Below are 16472 nucleotides of genomic sequence, written 5' to 3' on the forward strand. Positions count from 1 at the left end.
TGTCGCCGACCACGGGACCCCGGAGGAGTACGGGCCAGCGACGGAGTTCGTGGAAGCGACACGCGGACGGCTCCACGCGCCGAAAGAGCGGTTCTTCGTGGTGCCAGGGAACCACGATATCGATTGTTTTGCAGGCGCGAGGCCAGCTCGATGAGGCGCTCGATGCCCGCGACACCGGTCTTCGGGATGGAAGCGGCTCTACCGAACCCAGCTGTGAGCCGCGGGATGCGCCATGAGGTGTCCGGTGTACCTCGGCTCGCGCCCGGTTCGACCCGTCGAGCCATGCCGGGCTGGTTCAGCGCGACAGCTGTACGTACTACAGTGCGCGCGTGCCTCGACCCCAGCCCCGGCGCCGCCCGCACCGAACCTCGACGCTGGACCTTCCCGGCCTCCGGCGCGGCCGCGCCCTGCTCGCGGCCGCGCTCGCCGGCGCCGCAGCGTGGCTCGCGGCCGCGTGCTCCACGCCGTCGTCGGGGGTCGACGGCGGTGACCTGCTCGGCGTCTTCGAGCAGGACGCCGGCGCAGCCGCGGCCGACGGCGGGCAGCCGCGGCCGTCGGCGGCCCGGCAGGACGCGGGCGCCCGCGCGGCCGGTCCGGCCAGCGCGGCCGCGCCGCCGACGAAGCCGCCCGAGGCCAGGCTTCCCAGCGAAGGGAGCTGCGTTGCCGAGCAGGGACGCCCCGGGCGGGAGCTCCGCAAGACGCTCGGCAGGCCGCCGTGCCGCGGCGCCCAGGTTCTGGAGACACGCGACGCCGAGGGGTCGCCCCGCTACGCCTGCGTGATCGCGCCGAGCGGCGTGGAGACGCGCGCGCCGCTGCCGCTCATCGTCTTCTTCCACGCCGACGGCGACAACCCGACGAGCGTCGACAAGGAGACGGGCCTGCGCAAGCTCGGCGCCACGTGGAACCTGACCGGCGACCCCGCCCACGCGGGCTTCATCGTCCTCGCGCCCCAGGGCCGCGCCTTCAAGACGCCGAGCCAGGCCGAGCGCGAGCGCGGCACGAAGATGTACACGCCGACCGCGCCGTTCGACGTCGAGTTCACCGGCGAGGGCAACGTCGACGTCGCGACCGTCGACGCCTTCGTCGACCAGCTGCTCGAGAAGAAGCTCGTCGACCGGCGGCGCATCTACGCGCTCGGCGGCTCCTACGGCGGCCACATGGCGGCGACGTACGCCATGATGCGCGCGGACCGCGTCGCGGCGTTCGCCACGTTCGGCAGCAACGCGCCGCCCGCCGAGTGGGCGTGCCCCGGCCCTCCCCCGCCCGCGATGGCGGTCTACCGCGCGTGCGACGACACGTTCCCGTGTGAATCGGTCGAGCGATGGCTGCGCGCGCGCGACGCGCTCTCCGCGCACACCTCGTTCCTGCGCCTCGACGAGGCCGGCAGGGACGAGCCCCACTGCGCGCTCCGGAACCGCTGCTCCGCCAAGAAGGGCGCCATCAACCACGCCCGCTGGCCGAAGTCGCGCGAGACCGACCTGCTCCGCTTCTTCGCAGGGCACGTCCTGGCGCTCGGCGCGGACGCCGCCGCGGCCGAGACCGCCGAGCGCCCGCGGACGCAGACCGGCACCAACACGCGCTGACGGACGCCGGCCGACGCACCCGGACGCAGACCAGCGCGAACGCGCGCTGGCGGACGCGCACGGACGCAGACCGACACCAGGGGGCGCAGACCAGCGCAAACGCGCTGAAGGCGCGCTGACGAACGCTGAAGGCGCGCTGACGAACGCTGACGCCGCAAGCGCACGCCCGCACTGCTCGTCCCACGTGTGCACCTGGCTTCGCCGCACGTCGACACTGCAACGTTGCGGTGCGGCGTTGAGCGGACCCGGCGTGTTGTCGTAGTGTTCGTCCCCGATGTCCGCTCAGGTCCAGCCCCTGCTCACCCCCTTGCCGGCCGGCATGTCCATCCCCGCCGGCACGCTCCGCGCCGAGATGGAGTCGCGCCGCGCGACCGGTCGCCGCTTCGACATCCGTGAGGCCATCGGCCTCGCCGTGCCGCTCTGCACCCAGCTGCACGAGCTGCACGCGCAGGGGCGGACCATGTTCGTGCACCCCTCGTGCCTCGGTCACGGCGCGAACGGCACGATCCAGCTGATCGAGGAGCTCGCCCACACCCCTCCTCTGCTACCGCGCGACCGCGCTTGCCTGGCGCCCGAGGAGCGCAAGGGCAACGAAGGCGACGCGCGCGCGAGCGTCTTCGCGGTGGGGGCCATCCTCTACGAGATGCTCACGAACAGCAGCGTCGGCCCCGGGATGCGGCGTCCGGCGGACGTGATCCCGGACCTGCCGCCCGCGCTGGAAACGGTGCTCGGCAAGTCGCTCGTGGCCGATCCGAAGCACCGCCCGGCGGATCTCGCCGCCCTCGCGCAGGCGCTCTATCAGATCGTCCCCAGCGCCTCGGAGCAGCCCCCGAGCGCCGACACGTCGCACCTCGATGCCGACGGCGAGTTCGAGGTCGACGTCAACCTCTCGATGATGCCGCCGACCGGGCACCACGAGGAAGCGCGCGTCCCGTCGGCGCCGTCCGTGCCGAGGATCCACGCGGTCTCCGGGGACGGACCGTTCGCGGTCGCCATCCCGGTCAACCAGCCGCAGCGCCTGCACGGCAACGATCCGACCCGCAAGCTCGCGGATCTCAAGGCCGCGCTCGAGTCCGATCCGCGGCCGCGGTACGTCGTCATCAAGGACGGCATGGACCATGGGCCGTTCTCGTCCGTGGAGCTGCTCCAGCAGATCGCGTCCGGCTCCTTCACAGGGGATCAGGTGCTGCGCGACACGTTCTCCGCGGAGGAGCGCGCGATCCAGGACTGGGAGGAGTTCGCCCCGTTCGCCGAGCAGGCGAAGCTGAACCGGGACATCGTGCAGGAGAAGCGCGCGCTCGACGCCGTCGTGTCGGCCGAGAAGCAGGGCACGCAGTACAAGGCGCTCCTCGGTCTCGCCCTGATGGGCGTCATCCTCGCCGCGGGCGCGGGCTGGTGGTACCGCGAGCGCAGCCACAAGGAGCAGGAGCTCGCGGTGCAGGGCGCCACCGACCGCGTCGCGATCGAGGTCGACGCCGGCCTCGGCAGCGGCAAGACCGGGCGCGCCGGGAGCGGGGCGCGGCCGAGCGGCGGCGGCAGCTACCCGACGCTCGGCACTGGCCTGAGCTGTGAGGCGGCGCAGGCGCGCTATGTCGAGGAGTACAAGATGGGCAACAACGGCCCGGCCGACCTCACGGCGGGCGCCTACGGCAACGTGCTGAACCGCGGCACGTACCTGAATGCGTGCAACGTGCCCTCGAGCATGGAGGTGAACGTCTGCGCCGCGGTGCAGAACGGCCGCGCCGTGGGGGTCACCGTCACGACGAGCCCGTCGAACCCGAGCGTCGCTTCGTGCATCTCCGGGCAAATCCGCGGGATGTCGTTCCCGTCCCACCCGCGGCTCGACGTCGCCCGGACGACGTTCAAGTAAAGGAGGCCGGCGCGCCCCTCCCCGCCGAGCCACAAGGCCGGCGCGCCCCTCCCCGCCGCCCGTGTCCACGCGACCGATGATCCAGATCGAGCAGCTGACGAAGAGCTTCGGGGGCATGCCGGTGCTCCGGGGCGTCGACCTCGACGTGCCTGCAGGCTGCCTCTACGGGCTCATCGGGCCGGGCGCCTCGGGCAAGAGCGTGCTGCTCAAGATGATCACCGGGCTCCTGCGGCCGGATCGCGGGCGCGTGCTCGTCGATGGGAAGGACGTCCACGCGCTCAGCGAGCTCGAGCTCCAGACGTTCCGTCTCAAGTTCGGGATGCTGTTCCAGAACAACGCGCTGTTCGACTACATGACCGTCGGGGAGAACATCGCGTTCCCTCTGCGCCGGCTCTACGATCTCAGCGAGGACGAGATCGAGGAGCGGGTCGCGGAGCGGCTCCGCGCGGTGTCTCTCGCGGGCTTCGAGGGACGGACGCCGGCGGGGCTGTCCGGCGGCCAGAAGAAGCGCGTGGGCGTCGCCCGCGCCACGATCGCTCGCGGCGAGATCGTCCTCTACGACGAGCCCGCGGCCGGCCTCGACCCGGTCACGTCGCAGCGCATCTTCGACCTGCTCCGCGCCGAGCAGAGGGCGATGAACGCGACCGTGGTGATGGTCTCGAGCGATCTCGACCGGCTGCTCACGGTCACCGACCGGGTGGGGATGCTCTACCGCGGACGGCTCATCTTCGACGGCACCACCGCAGAAGCGAAGGCGAGCGACGACCCGCGCGTGAGGCAATTCGTCCACGGGCTGACCGAAGGGCCGCTGTAGAGCGGCGCCGCGCCGCGCAAGGCGCCCTGGAACAAGAAACAAAGACGCCAAGAGGACACGAGAGAAATCTCTGCTCTCGATGTCTCCGGCGTTCTTTCGGCTCGCCTCCGCCTCTCCGCATTTGCGCTGATCGGCCCACTTGCGGTCTTCTCCGCTGTTCAGCTCAACCCGTCCCGTCCTCCGCCGGCGCGACCGGGCCGTCGCCGGTGAAGTGGAACCACTGAGTCGGGTGAGCCCGGACGAAGCGCTCCAGGGCGCCCATCATCTCGGCCGCGGCCGCGTCCCGCTCCTCCTCGGTCGCCCGGCGGGCGAGCCGAATCGGCGGCGCCACGACCGCCTCGTAGTCGAGGAAGCCCAGGCGGTGCGTGAACACGGGCAAGATCGGCGCGCCGCTCATCGCGGCGAGCGCGATCGGCCCCTCGGGCGCTCGCCAGCGGCCGCCGAGGAAGGTGACCTCCCGGCTGCGCATCCCGGGCGGCGCGCGATCGATCTGCATCGCGACCACGCCGCCTCGCTGCAGGTGCTTGAGGAGCGGCAGGGCGTCCAGCGGCCCATCGCCGATGTGCACCACCTGGACACCAGCGCGCTGCCGCGCCGCATCCTGGATCGCGCGCGCCTCGGCGTCCCGTTCCCGCTGCATCGCCAGCATGACGCCCGCCGGATGCACCGCGCCGAGGATCTGGCCGGCGATGTCCCAGCCCCCGGTGTGCGCGGTGACGATGATGACCCCCCGGCCTGCTGCAGCGCACGCGTGGTAGTGCTCGACGCCCCGGGAACGCCGCGCCACCGTGTACCCGCGATCGCTCGCGAGCAGCAGCGCCTCGGCGATGCAGCTTCCGTAGGCGGCGAACACCGCGCTGCTGTCGAGCAGGTCGACGAGGCGCGACCGCGGCCCGCGGACGCGGCGGAGGTTCTGCTCGACGCGCCGGCGCAGCTCGGGGAGCGCGGCCGCGAAGAGCACGCCGAAGACCGGAGGGCTATGGCGCACCCAGGGCTCCGGCCCGCGCTTGACGCCCGCAGCGAGGGCGCGGCGCCAGAAGGCCGAGTCATGGCGTAGACCGGAGAAGAGCGCTCCGCGCGGGCGAGGCATGCGGCAGCCTATCTACCGCAAACATAACGGCCAAGGGAGAGCCCTCGAGCGCGGGCCCCGCGCCGCCCTGGCGAAGCCCGCCGAGGGCTCGTCACGAGACGCGCGGGCTGCGGGCTCCTGGAGCGCATGCGCCCCAACCGAGGCACAACGCCCCGCTCGGATGAAACGACGTTCCAGCGCCATCGTCCCGACGTCGATGTCTCTCCTGCGCTCGTCCAAGGCGCTCTGCGAGGAGCCCAGTCCAGCATCACAGGAACCGAATCACCGTCGCCAGGCGAATCCTTACCGAGAAAACAGGTTCATGGAGCTCAAAGTAGTCTGTTACAAGGCCCTTGGATAAGGGGGGCCTTCGACATGAATATCCTGCTCGTCGATGACCAGAACGTCGTCCGGGAAGCGCTGGCGTACGCGCTGACGTCGCAGCCGGGGGTGAGCGAGGTCGTTCAGGCTGGAAGCGGGCAGGAGGCGCTCCGAGCGCAGGAGATCCACCGCTGTCAGGTGGCGGTGATCGAGCTCGGCCTCGCTGATCGCAGCGGGGTCGACCTCATCCGGAATCTCAAGGGCATCGCGGAGCTCCGCGTCATCGTGCTCTCGATGCACCGCGACGAGTTCCGGGTGGCCGAGGCGATGCGGGCTGGCGCCGATGGATATCTGTCGAAGCAGAGCCGGCTCGCCGATCTCGTGGAGGCGCTGCGCACCGTCGTCCGGGGGCGCACGGCCGTATCGCCGGACGTGAGCGCCGCGATGGTGCGCGCGCTCCAGCGGCGCGACGCCGCCGCCAGGGGCGACATGGTGGCCGCGCTGAGCGACCGGGAGCGGCAGGTGCTCCGGCTGCTCGCGATGGGCCTCTCGGCCAAGGAGGTCGCCGTCCAGCTCTCGATCAGCGTGAAGACGGTCGAGACGCACCGGGCGCGCCTCTGCGCGAAGGTGGCGACGCACAGCGTGGCCGACCTGACCCGCCTCGCGGTGCGAGCGGGCCTCGTCGAGGCCTAGGCGGCGCCGTCGCGCGGGAGCGCCTGGCGAGCGCTGGAAGCTCGCTCACCGCCCTCACCGCGCGCGGCGTGCAGCGCGGCGCTGGCTCACGCCGCCGCGGTGGAAGCCCGCGGAGCCGCCCGGAGCGCCGGCAGCGTCTTTCCGATGAGCGCCGAGCCGATGGCGAACCCGGAGAGCGTGAGTCGCATGTGGAGCACGTCCAGCATGCCTTGGCGGTGGAGCAGGGTCAGCGTGCCGCGAATATCCCGGCGGCGAACGCGCAGCCTCTCGACCAGCGAATCGAGTGTCTCGGAGCGTCCTTCGCGTTGAGCCATGGCCAGAGCCTGCAGGAGAGTTGCGGCTAAAATTTTCTTGTCCATGAGAGCACCCTAAGAAGGGTTCGCTAGAGGTGCCCAGTTTTCGGCGACGATTTTTGTGCGAGATGTCGCTCGCAGCTTGGACGACGGGCGCTCCGTACTCTGCTCATCCTGCGCCTGATACCCACCTCCCCGTATCGAGGGTTCGTCAGCGGTGGTGTCCAGGCTGCCGCCAGCAGAGGCGCGTCGCGTCACGTCGAAATGACGCCCTCGATGGGTGCGAGCACACCCGGTTGGGCGACCATTCGACCAATCCATTCCCTCGGATGGCTCGGCGCGTCAGCGGGGCCCCGCTCTAAGGAGCCGTGTAGGTCGCGCTGAGCTGATATGTGCTGGCCGCGAAGCCGTTCACCGAGAGGAAGGCCTGCGTCTGCCCCGCCGGGACCGTCAGATTGCAGGTCTCCGCGGCGCCGTCCAGATACGGACGGCAGTCGTACGAGGTCAGGGTCGGCGCGGCGCCGAACCTCACGTAGAGATCAGGGTCGCCGCTGCCGGTCATCACAAGCCGGAGGCTCGTGCCAGGAACCACCGGGAGGGGCCCGTGCGGCGCCGATGCGCCCGCCGCGAGGCTGCCGCTGAAGGTGGCCGACGTGGCCGTGCCGCCGCCGCTGCTGGTGCCGCTCGGTCGGGTATAGGTCACCGCCACGTTGCAGGTGGCCGCGGAGTACCCTCTGACCTTGACGTACGCCTTGGTTTGCCCTGTCGGCACGGTCAACGTGCAAGTCTCGGATGCCCCGGAGAGGTACGGGCGGCAGCTGTACGAGGCCGTCGTCGGCGCCGATCCGAACTTCACGTAGAGGTCGGGATCGCCAGTGCCGGTCATCACCACCGTGAGGCCCGTCCCCGGCGTGATGGCGAAACCGGCGCTCGGTCCGATGTCCACGAACGCACCTGCGTTGACGCTGCTGCTGAAGTTCTCGGTCACCGTCGTGCTGCCACCGCTGCCGCCGCTGCCGCCACCAGCGCCGCCGCTGCCGCCGCTGCCGCCACCAGCGCCGCCGCTGCCACCAGCGCCGCCGTTACCGCCGCTACCGCCGGCGCCACCAGGCGGGCCGTAGAGCGCCTGGGCGCCCTGGATGTCTCTTGCGGTCAGCACGAAGTCCCAGTCGCCGGTGCCGTTGCACTGGGGATAGTGCATGACGGAATCCGAGTCATAGGTGGTCAGCGCGCGCCACGCGTTGTCCTCGAAGCAGACGCCCGCCTCGGGGCGCGTGTGCTCGTGCCGAAAGCCGAGCGTGTGGCCGAGCTCGTGCCGCAGGGCTGCCTCGAGCGCGACGCCGGATACCTCGAGCTCGTTGAAGTCGATCAGCACGTTCCGCACCGATCGCGCATCGTTGGGGAAGAACGCCCGCGCGATGTACTGGCCGCCGGAGTTCGTCGGCCTCACGTCGAAGACGACGTTGCTGTTGCCAGCAGTGCAGGTCGCGTCCTGAGCGCTCTGGTAGATGTAATCGATGTCCGAGGCGCTCTCCCAGGAAGCCGTGGCGGCAGCCATGGCCGCCACGACGGCGGCATGGCGCGCGCCGAAGGTCGTGCTCACGCAGTAGGTGATGCTCTTCTTCTGGGCCGCCGACCAGACGACATCGCTGCTGCCGCTGCGTTGCACGATGAGGGCGCCATCCCGTACGTACGTCTCCCAGAACTCCCGGAGATGCTTGATGTCCGCGACGGGCGTGTCCCCATCGACAATGTAGACACCAGAGTCAGGCTCGCGGAACGCGGCCCTCTCGAACGCCTCGAAGCTTTCCTGGCCACCGCCGACGTCCTCGACCGGCTCGTCCTCGAGATCCGACACGCAGGCCGTAAGCGCGAATACACCAGCGGTCATTACGCCAAGCTTGAAGCTGACCGAGCCGCAGACACGCGATCTACGCGATCTCACAGAGCGCATTGAGAGCTCCTTCCGCTCGAAAAAATGATTCTTTGTTCCAGCGAAGAGTCGTTCGGCCGACCGGAAGGATATATAACCTGATCTGAGCGGGGCAGGATCACCAAATCGTCATGAATCAATAAAAATGACGACGATACTCAAGCGCTGCAGCCATCCAGCACACCCGACGACGTTTCGTCGGCGCGGAAATTTTCCAATTTCACAGGAAAGACCCCCTCGACGGTGCCGGCTGGCGATTGCGCTCGATGGTGTCCGACCAGCAAGGCCCCACCGCGCATGGCCGTCGGCGAGCGCCTTGGCGCTCCCGGACAGGCCCGGAAGCGCATCCGCGGGCGGTTTTACAGCTTGCCCCTGACGTAGGCTCGCTGGATCGTCAGCTTGGGAGGACCGGCGGAGATCTCGAACGCTTCCGGACGGCCGTCCGGAGCGAGGCTGCCCACGAGGCGCATCGTCTTCAGAGAGACCGTGACGGCGCCCGAGGCGTCGCGGAGGTACTGGACGTCGACGGGCTTCGTCGGATCGACGCTGGGCATGTACTCCTGCTGCTTCAGGTCGAAGGAGCCTTTCTTCTTGAGGAGCCGGGCGAGCGCCGAGGCGGTGGCGACGGGCGAGGCGAGCCACGCCTTGGCCGCCGGCGTGAACGTCCCTTGGACCTTCTTGCCCTCGACCTCTCCCGAGTACTCGTACTCGAAGTTCTTCTTCTGGGACAGCTCGATACGGTGGTTCGCCTTGCCTCCCGACGTCTCGATCCAGACGCCTTCCTTGATCTGCCCCTGAGGATCGATGAGCACGTTCGACGCCTCATCCTCGATGTGCAGCGATTTGGGGTCACGCGGCACGAAGGTGGCCGAGCGGGAGAACCATCGCCGCTGGCCGCCCTCGTCCTTGAGCAGATCGCTCGTCTCGAAGCCGACAGGGAGCTTGTCGAGGCGCAGGATGACGGTGTCCGTGTACTCGGGCTTCGGCGCGGCGCTCTTCGACTCGAACGAGTCGAAGAGCGCCTTGGCGAGCCGCTCGAACGTGCGAACATACCCGACCTCGTCATGCAGACAGGCGATGGGGCGCGCCCTGTCCGCGTGCAGCGCGATCTTGAGCAGGCCGGCCGCCTTCCCGCCGGCGGTCGGGACGAGGTAGAGGGCCTGCACGAACACCGCGGGGCTCTCCCGGTGCACGCTCACCTCCCAGGGAACGACGCGAGCGACCTCCACCTTCGCAGGGTCGAGCAGCTCGATGAAGTTCCTTATCACCTCGCCCGAGTCGAGCATCGTGTTGTAGACGAAGCACTCGACATGGGTGTCCGTGCCGAGGGGGATGGAGATCGCGACGAGCTTCTCCTTCGGCTCGATCTTCGCCTCCCCCGCCCCGAACGCGCGCGCCGACCAGTCCGCGGCGCGGAGCTCCCGGGCGGGCAGCTCGCCTGTCTCGCGGGCGAGCGCCTCCTCGATGTCGAAAGGCTCCTTCGCCGCGGGCGCGGGCGCGGGCGCAGGGCTCTCCGCGGGCGCCGCGCCGCTGGTGCCGCCGCAGCCCGCGAGGAGCGCCAGCGAGAGCGCGACCAAGCCCGCGCCACGCGCGTAGCCCGGAGCGCGGCCGCACGCGCGGCGCGGCCATGATGTCATGTTCGGTGAGCAGAGCTGGCCCCCATCGAGACGGGCCCCCTGGATCGCAAGCGCCATGTGAGTCTCCTGCAATGTCGTCACCCCGGCCGCCCGGAAGCCCCGTCGTCGGGCCGGGCGCCGAAGGTGATGATGCAGTGCAACGAGAGCGGCAGCGGCATCGTGTTGTCAAGACGCGACGCGCCAGCGCCGCAGGCCTTCGGCGGCCCGCCTGAAGGCTGCCGTCACAAGAGCGTCAAGGTGGCCCCCCGCCGTCGAGGCTCAGCCATGTCACCGCAAAATAACAATTACACGAGAATCAGCCGGGTCCGCTTGAGTGGACAGAGCGCAAGCGAGCCATCGGAGATGCCGGACGCTCGATCCTGAGCAGCGGCGGCCGCGCAGGCGAATCCTGAAAGGACCACAGTGAGCTCTTGTGTTGCGCAATGATGACAGTCATCTCGCAGGTTCGTTCGATCAGAGGAAGAGACAGAAGACGGTCCGGACGACCGGCCGCGTCCAGTGAGCCTGTCACGACGGAGCCCGCAGACTGGGGCGACCAGACACGGCGGAGCGCACAGTGAGGCAATTTGCCACAGCGATCCCTCGAGACGACACGCCTGGCGACCCGATGGTCCTTGATTGTCCGGCCTCGACGCATCGGCAGATTCGTCCGAGCTCCCTGGCCTGGCACCCGCGTTGCAGCATGGCCCCGGCGTCGCCGGCACCGCCGGCCTGATGTGGCCAAGCAGCAGCAGGTAGCCACGGTCGTCGAGTGGCGTTCACGAGGCAATCCATCCGAGGAGTGATTCATGGGACAGACCAGCGAGAGCAAGCGAGGCTTCGCAGCGATGAACGCGGAGCAGCAGCGCCAGATCGCGAGTCAGGGCGGCAAGGCAGCTCATGAGAAGGGCACGGCGCATGAGTTCACGTCCGAGGAGGCGCGCGCAGCGGGCCGCAAGGGCGGCGAGGCTGTCAGTCAGAACCGCGAGCACATGGCCGAGATCGGGCGCAAGGGCGCCGAGGCGCGGAGTCTGGCGACGAACGGCGAGGGCCGGATCCGGAAGGGCCGCGGCGGAAGCCATGCGCAACATGTGAAGGCGGACGAGCACACCCAGCAGAGCTGAACCGTCCCGGCGCGCCGCTCGGGGATCCCCCGAGGGCGCGAGGACCACGAAGAGCCGCCGAGGAACCACGAAAGGTATCGCCCTTTCACGGTTGCTCGGCGGTCCTTCTTGGCGCTGTCGACACGCGACGCCGCAGCGCTCCCTCCGCCGCGCCCGCCGCGCGGGCGACGGTGAGTGACGGCTGGAACGCAGACGCCAGGACCCGGAATCACCGGTTCGGAGAGGGCCACTCCAGCCCCCGACCGATGGCTACTCCGAGCCGTCGTCGATCCCCGCGCCGTCCTCGAACATCGCCGGGTCGTCGTCGTCGAGGTCGCTCTCGTCCGGCGCGCCGCCGTCCGCCGCCTGCGCGCCGCCCTCGGTCGCGCCGGCGGGCGACATCCTCCATCCACCGGTCGGAGGCCCGGAGGGCCACGCGCGGAGCCCGGGCGGCGGTCTGAAGCCATCTGCCTCGTCCTCCGGCGCATCGAGGCCCGCCGCCGCCGCGCGGCGAGCCCAGTCGGGCGCGTTCGCGGGCGGCACGTGCCGCGGCCGCCACCCGCCCCCCTCGGGCGTGATGGCCCGCTTGAGGTAGCCGTGCGCTCCGGAGGTGAAGCCCGCGTCGGAAAGCGCGCGCGCGAGGGGGGAGCTGTGCGCAGGCTCGCCGTCGATCGTGGCCACGAGCACGGCGCGCCGCCGCCCCTCGTCGACGAGCGCCCCGAGCGCCGACGCAATGGCCCGGATCGCGTCGCCGCGCTCCGGCTCGGCCTCCGGCAGGAACGTGGTGAGGCTCCGCTCGGTGCGGCCCATCCAGGCGAGCAGCCGGCCGTCGTGCAGGATCACCAGGGCGCCCGCGGCCCGTTGCGGCCGGACCGGGCCGCGGACGGCGCCTTCGGTGCCGCCGTCCACAGGCGCGGGGAGCTCGGGCCAGCGGACGGCGGCGCCCCAGGGGCTCGCCGGATCCGTGGCCGCGAGGACGAGCGTCCGCGGATCGTCGGACGGCTCGCGGCAGGCCCGGAGGCGATCGTCGGCGCCCGGCACCGCGAACTGCGCGGCGCCCAGCCCGGCGACGAAATAGCCGCGCCGCGCCTGACCGGCCTCCTCCATGGCGCGGAGCACGTCGTAGACGGCGGAGAAGCCGCCAGCGAGCCCCTCGACCGCCGCCGCCTCCCGCGTGAGCACCCCGTGGCGCTCGAGCAGCGCGCGGGCGAGCGCCGCGCGTCGCTCGGTCTCGCCAGGCGCGCCGGAGGACGCGCCGCCAGCAGCGCCGGACGCGCCGGAAGACGACAGCAGCGACCAGCGCCCTTCGCTCCCCGGCGGGCCGATCCGGCGCGCCCGCAGCGCCGCGAGGCCGCGGCTGGACGCAGCGCGGTCGCGGTCGCGCCGCCGGCCGCTCGAGCCGGACGCGCGGCCGAGCGCGCGCAGCGGGGCGAGCGTGTCGTTCGTGACCTCGCCGGCCCACACGAGATCCCAGAGCGCGGCGAGCAGGTCCGCGCCGAAGGCGCCCGTCTCGCGCGACAGGTCGGAGAAGAAGAGCGCGCCGCGGCGCGCGAGCGCGGCGCGGATGCCCTCGGCGAGCGCCCCCTCGGCGCGGCCAGGCGGCGGGGCGAGGTACGGAAAGGCCTCGGCAAGGTAGAGCGCGACGCGGCCGTCGTCGTCGCCGACCGGCTCGACGCCGCGCCAGAGGACCTCGCCGGCCGCGCAGAGCGCGTCGAGATCGCCGGGCCGGTAGCCCTCGACGCGGGCGGGCAGGATCTCGGACTCCAGGGCGGAGGCCGAGAGGGGCGCGCCCTGGAGCTGCTCGAGCGCCGCGAGCAAGCCGTCGAGGCCGCGTCGGCGGCGGTGCAGGCCGTGCCAGTCTGCGAGGAAGCGGGCGTAGGCTTCCGGCGGGACCGGCTCGACCTCGGCGCGCAGCCGGGCCAGCGAGCGGCGCTTCAGCGAGCGCAGCACCTCGGCGTCGCAGAACTCCTGGCCGCGGCCGCCCGGGAGGAACTCGCCCTCGACCACGCGGCCTCGCTCGGCGAGGCGCGCGAGCGCGGCCAGCACCGGCGCAGGGCCGAGGCCGAAGCGCCGGGCCACGTCGTCCGCGCGGAAGGGCCCGTGCGTGCGCGCGTAGCGCGCAACCAGCTCGCCGAGCGGGTCCGCGACGGGCTCGAGGAACGCGATCGGCAGGCCGAGCGGCGGCACCACGCCGAGGGCGTCGCGCAGCCGGCCCGCGTCCTCGGCGGCGGCGACGCGGCGCTCGCCGCCGATCTGGACCTCGATGGCGCGCCGATCCCGGAGGAGCTCGTCGATCCACGCGGCGGCGCGCTCGCGGGCCGCTTCGGGCGGCGCGTCGTGACCGGCCGCGCGCCGGGCGATCTCTTCGCGCGTGAGATCACCGAGCGAGAGCAGGAGATCGTGCGCCTGGTCCTCGTGCTTGAGCGGCGCTCGGCCGTCGAGGCGCTGGAGCGACGCCTCGAGGGCCAGCACGGCGTCCGCGTCGAACAGCTCGCGCAGCTCGGCCTCGCCGAGCAGCTCGCGCAGGCGGCTGTGATCGATGGTGAGCACCTGCGCCCTTCGCTCGGCGAGCGGCAGATCGCCCTCGTAGATGAAGTTGCCGGCGTAGGTGAAGAGCAGCGTGGCCGCGAACGGCGAGGGCGCGCGGACGTCGACCGTGACCACGCGGACCTTTCGGGCGGCGATCTGCCGGAGGAGATCCTCGAGCGCCGTGAGGTCGAAGACGTCGCGCAGGCACTCGCGGTAGGTCTCGAGCAGGATGGGGAACGAGCCGTAGCGCGACGCGACGGCGAGCAGGTCGGCGGCGCGCTTGCGCTGGGCCCAGAGCGGCGAGCGCTTGCCGGGGAACTTGCGCGGCAGGAGCAGCGCCCGGCCCGCGCACTCGCGGAAACGCGAGGCGAAGAGGGCGGTGTCTCCGAGGCCGCGGACGAGCAGATCCTCCACCTGGTCGGCCTGCGGCAGGAGCTGCTTCGCGTCGGGGGGCGACTCCGACTCGGGCAGCCGCAGGACGATGCCGTCGTCGGTCCACACGGTGTCGACCGCGAGGCCGAGCTCGAGGCGGCACCGCTCGGCGATGCAGGTCGCGAGCGGCGCGTGGACGCGGCCGCCGAACGGCGAGAGGAGGCAGATGCGGTGGTCGCCGACCTCGTCGATGAACCGCTCGATCACGAGGGTGCGGTCGCTCGGGACGTCGCCCGTGGCCGCGGCCTGGTCGCGCACGTACCGGACGAGGTTCGAGGCCGCGCGCTCGTCGAGGCCGTGCTCGTCCGCGAGCGTGCGCTCGGCCTCGCCGTCGGGCAGCGCGGCGAGGCGCCGCGCGAGGGCGCCGATGGAGGCGCCCAGCTCGGCGTTGCGCCCGGCCTGGTCGCCGCGCCAGAACGGCATCTTGCCCGGCTCGCCCGGGGCGGGGACGACGAGGACGCGGTCGTGGGTGATGTCGGTGATCCGCCACGACGAGGCGCCGAGGAGGAAGACCTCGCCCTCGCGGGCCTCGAAGACCATCTCCTCGTCGAGCTCCCCGACGCGCCGGCCCGGGCGCGCGGCGTCGCCGCCGGTGTCCAGGAAGACCCCGTAGAGGCCGCGGTCGGGGATGGTGCCGGCGTTGACGACGGCGAGGCGCTTCGCGCCCTTCCTGGCGCGCACGGCGCCGCCCACCCGGTCCCAGACGATGCGGGGCCGGAGCTCGGCGAACTCGTCGGACGGGTAGCGGCCGGAGAGCATGTCGAGCACGCCCTCGAAGCTCGCGCGGGGCAGCTCGGCGAAGGGCGCCGCCCGGCGAACGAGCGAGAAGAGCGCGTCGACGTGGAGGGTGTCCATCGAGGCGATGGCGACGATCTGCTGGGCGAGGACGTCGAGCGGGTTCCTCGGGTACAGGGTCGCCTCGACCTTGCCTTCGCGCATGCGGGACGCGGCGGCGGCGCACGCGAGCAGATCGCCGCGGTGCTTCGGGAAGACGACGCCGCGCGACGTACCGGAGACCTCGTGCCCCGCGCGCCCGACGCGCTGGAGCCCGGCCGCGACAGAGGGCGGCGCCTCGAGCTGGATCACGAGGTCGACGGAGCCGAGGTCGAGGCCGAGCTCCAGCGACGAGGTCGCGACGATGCACGGCAGGAGGCCCGCCTTGAGCCGCTCCTCGATCTGCTGCCGCTGCTCGCGGGCGATCGATCCGTGGTGCGCGAGCGCGATCTCGGCGCCGGCGGTGTCGTTGAGCGCCGCGGCGAGGCGCTCGGCGAGGCGCCGGCTGTTCACGAAGATCATCGTGGTGCGGTGGGCGCGGACGAGCTCGACGAGGCGCGGGTGGATGCTCGGCCAGATCGAGCGCTGCGCCGGCTCGGCGGGCGCCCCCCTCGGGCCCTCGCCCGCGCGGGCGGCCTCCCCGAGCTTGGTCATGTCCTCGACGGGCACCTCGATGCGGAGCTCCAGGGCCTTCGGGGCGCTCGCGTCGACGAGGGTCACCGGCCGCGGCGCGAAGCGCCTGCCGGCGCCGTCGGTCTCGCCGCCGCCGAGCAGCCGCGCGACCTCGTCGAGCGGCCGCTGCGTGGCGGACAGGCCGATGCGCTGCATCGGCCGCGGCGCGGATCGCAGCGCCTCGAGCCGCTCGAGGGACAGGGCCAGGTGCGCTCCGCGCTTCGTCGCGACGAGCGCGTGGATCTCGTCGATGATGACGGTCTCGACGGCGCGCAGCCGATCGCGCGCGGCCGCGGTGAGCAGGAGGTAGAGCGACTCCGGGGTGGTGATGAGGATGTCCGGCGGCCTCTTGGCGAGCCGGGCGCGGTCCTCGGGCGCGGTATCGCCGGAGCGCACGCCGACCTGGGGGACGCGGTAGGGCAGGCCGAGGCGCTCGGCGGCGGCGGCGATGCCGGCGAGCGGCGCGCGCAGGTTGCGCTCGACGTCGATCGCGAGCGCCTTGAGGGGCGATACGTAGACAACGCGGCAGCGCTCGGCGGCCTCGGGCTCGGGTGACGCCATGAGCCGGTCGATGGCCGCAAGGAAGGCGGCGAGCGTCTTGCCCGAGCCGGTCGGCGCGAGCAGCAGGGTGGAGGCGCCGTCGAGGATGGGCGGGAAGCCCTGCACCTGGGCGGGGGTGGGCGCGGCGAAAGCCGCGCGGAACCACGCCTGGGTAGCGGGGTGGAAGCGGTCGAGCGGATCGGATGCGGGGGGGCGTCTCTTTGCCATCG

10 protein-coding genes are annotated in these 16472 nt (G+C 71.9%); 5 read left to right on the forward strand and 5 right to left on the reverse strand.

Annotated features, from left to right (window positions below; translation table 11 throughout):
* The first annotated feature begins 329 nt into the window (after positions 1 to 329).
* The 3 genes from WMF12_RS21040 to WMF12_RS21050 all read left to right on the forward strand — a co-directional run bounded on the left by WMF12_RS21040 (position 330) and on the right by WMF12_RS21050 (position 4267).
* Positions 330 to 1583, forward strand: a complete 1254-nt coding sequence (locus WMF12_RS21040) for an alpha/beta hydrolase family esterase (RefSeq protein WP_437873293.1) — start codon at positions 330 to 332, stop codon at positions 1581 to 1583.
* Positions 1584 to 1857: 274 nt separating this feature from the next.
* Entirely contained in the window at positions 1858 to 3453 is a 1596-nt protein-coding gene (locus WMF12_RS21045; RefSeq protein ID WP_437873294.1) for a hypothetical protein, read from the forward strand.
* A gap of 61 nt (positions 3454 to 3514) precedes the next feature.
* Positions 3515 to 4267, forward strand: a complete 753-nt coding sequence (locus tag WMF12_RS21050; RefSeq protein ID WP_437873295.1) for an ABC transporter ATP-binding protein — start codon at positions 3515 to 3517, stop codon at positions 4265 to 4267.
* Between the two features lie 163 nt (positions 4268 to 4430).
* Here WMF12_RS21050 and WMF12_RS21055 read toward each other — a convergent pair whose 3' ends face one another.
* Entirely contained in the window at positions 4431 to 5357 is a 927-nt protein-coding gene (locus WMF12_RS21055; RefSeq protein WP_437873296.1) for a lysophospholipid acyltransferase family protein, read from the reverse strand.
* 354 nt (positions 5358 to 5711) lie between these two features.
* On the opposite strand from WMF12_RS21055, the gene WMF12_RS21060 reads away from it, so the two are divergent.
* A complete protein-coding gene (locus tag WMF12_RS21060) occupies positions 5712 to 6350 on the forward strand; it encodes a response regulator (protein WP_437873297.1) in 639 nt (212 codons plus the stop codon).
* Between the two features lie 86 nt (positions 6351 to 6436).
* On the opposite strand, the gene WMF12_RS21065 is transcribed toward WMF12_RS21060, so the two are convergent.
* From WMF12_RS21065 to WMF12_RS21075, 3 genes are all read right to left on the reverse strand, one after another.
* Positions 6437 to 6709 carry a hypothetical protein gene (locus WMF12_RS21065; RefSeq protein ID WP_437747408.1) on the reverse strand — a complete coding sequence of 91 codons (273 nt, stop codon included), beginning with the start codon at positions 6707 to 6709 and terminating at the stop codon, positions 6437 to 6439.
* Between the two features lie 292 nt (positions 6710 to 7001).
* Positions 7002 to 8534 (reverse strand): pre-peptidase C-terminal domain-containing protein, encoded by a 1533-nt coding sequence (locus WMF12_RS21070; RefSeq protein WP_437873298.1) that lies wholly within the window; start codon positions 8532 to 8534, stop codon positions 7002 to 7004.
* Positions 8535 to 8935: 401 nt separating this feature from the next.
* On the reverse strand, positions 8936 to 10270 hold the full coding sequence (locus WMF12_RS21075; RefSeq protein ID WP_437873299.1) for a hypothetical protein: 1335 nt from the start codon (positions 10268 to 10270) through the stop codon (positions 8936 to 8938).
* 731 nt (positions 10271 to 11001) lie between these two features.
* On the opposite strand from WMF12_RS21075, the gene WMF12_RS21080 reads away from it, so the two are divergent.
* The gene (locus WMF12_RS21080) at positions 11002 to 11316 is read left to right on the forward strand and encodes a KGG domain-containing protein (protein ID WP_437873300.1); all 315 of its coding nucleotides are present in this window, start codon (positions 11002 to 11004) and stop codon (positions 11314 to 11316) included.
* A 249-nt stretch (positions 11317 to 11565) separates the two neighbouring features.
* On the opposite strand, the gene WMF12_RS21085 is transcribed toward WMF12_RS21080, so the two are convergent.
* Complete coding sequence (locus WMF12_RS21085; protein ID WP_437873301.1) at positions 11566 to 16470, reverse strand: Lhr family helicase; 4905 nt, start codon at positions 16468 to 16470, stop codon at positions 11566 to 11568.
* Positions 16471 to 16472: the final 2 nt, after the last annotated feature.

Source organism: Sorangium sp. So ce363, from assembly GCF_051520435.1.
GTDB classification, from domain to species: Bacteria; Myxococcota_A; Polyangia; order Polyangiales; family Polyangiaceae; genus Sorangium; species Sorangium cellulosum_B.

Bases quoted from the DNA above. Each gene is read 5' to 3' on its own strand.
- WMF12_RS21045 (WP_437873294.1), top strand. From the start codon at position 1,858: ATGTCCGCTCAGGTCCAGCCCCTGCTCACCCCCTTGCCGGCCGGCATG.
- WMF12_RS21055 (WP_437873296.1), bottom strand. From the start codon at position 5,357: ATGCCTCGCCCGCGCGGAGCGCTCTTCTCCGGTCTACGCCATGACTCG.
- WMF12_RS21060 (WP_437873297.1), top strand. From the start codon at position 5,712: ATGAATATCCTGCTCGTCGATGACCAGAACGTCGTCCGGGAAGCGCTG.
- WMF12_RS21065 (WP_437747408.1), bottom strand. From the start codon at position 6,709: ATGGACAAGAAAATTTTAGCCGCAACTCTCCTGCAGGCTCTGGCCATG.
- WMF12_RS21070 (WP_437873298.1), bottom strand. From the start codon at position 8,534: ATGACCGCTGGTGTATTCGCGCTTACGGCCTGCGTGTCGGATCTCGAG.
- WMF12_RS21075 (WP_437873299.1), bottom strand. From the start codon at position 10,270: ATGGCGCTTGCGATCCAGGGGGCCCGTCTCGATGGGGGCCAGCTCTGC.
- WMF12_RS21080 (WP_437873300.1), top strand. From the start codon at position 11,002: ATGGGACAGACCAGCGAGAGCAAGCGAGGCTTCGCAGCGATGAACGCG.
- WMF12_RS21085 (WP_437873301.1), bottom strand. From the start codon at position 16,470: ATGGCAAAGAGACGCCCCCCCGCATCCGATCCGCTCGACCGCTTCCAC.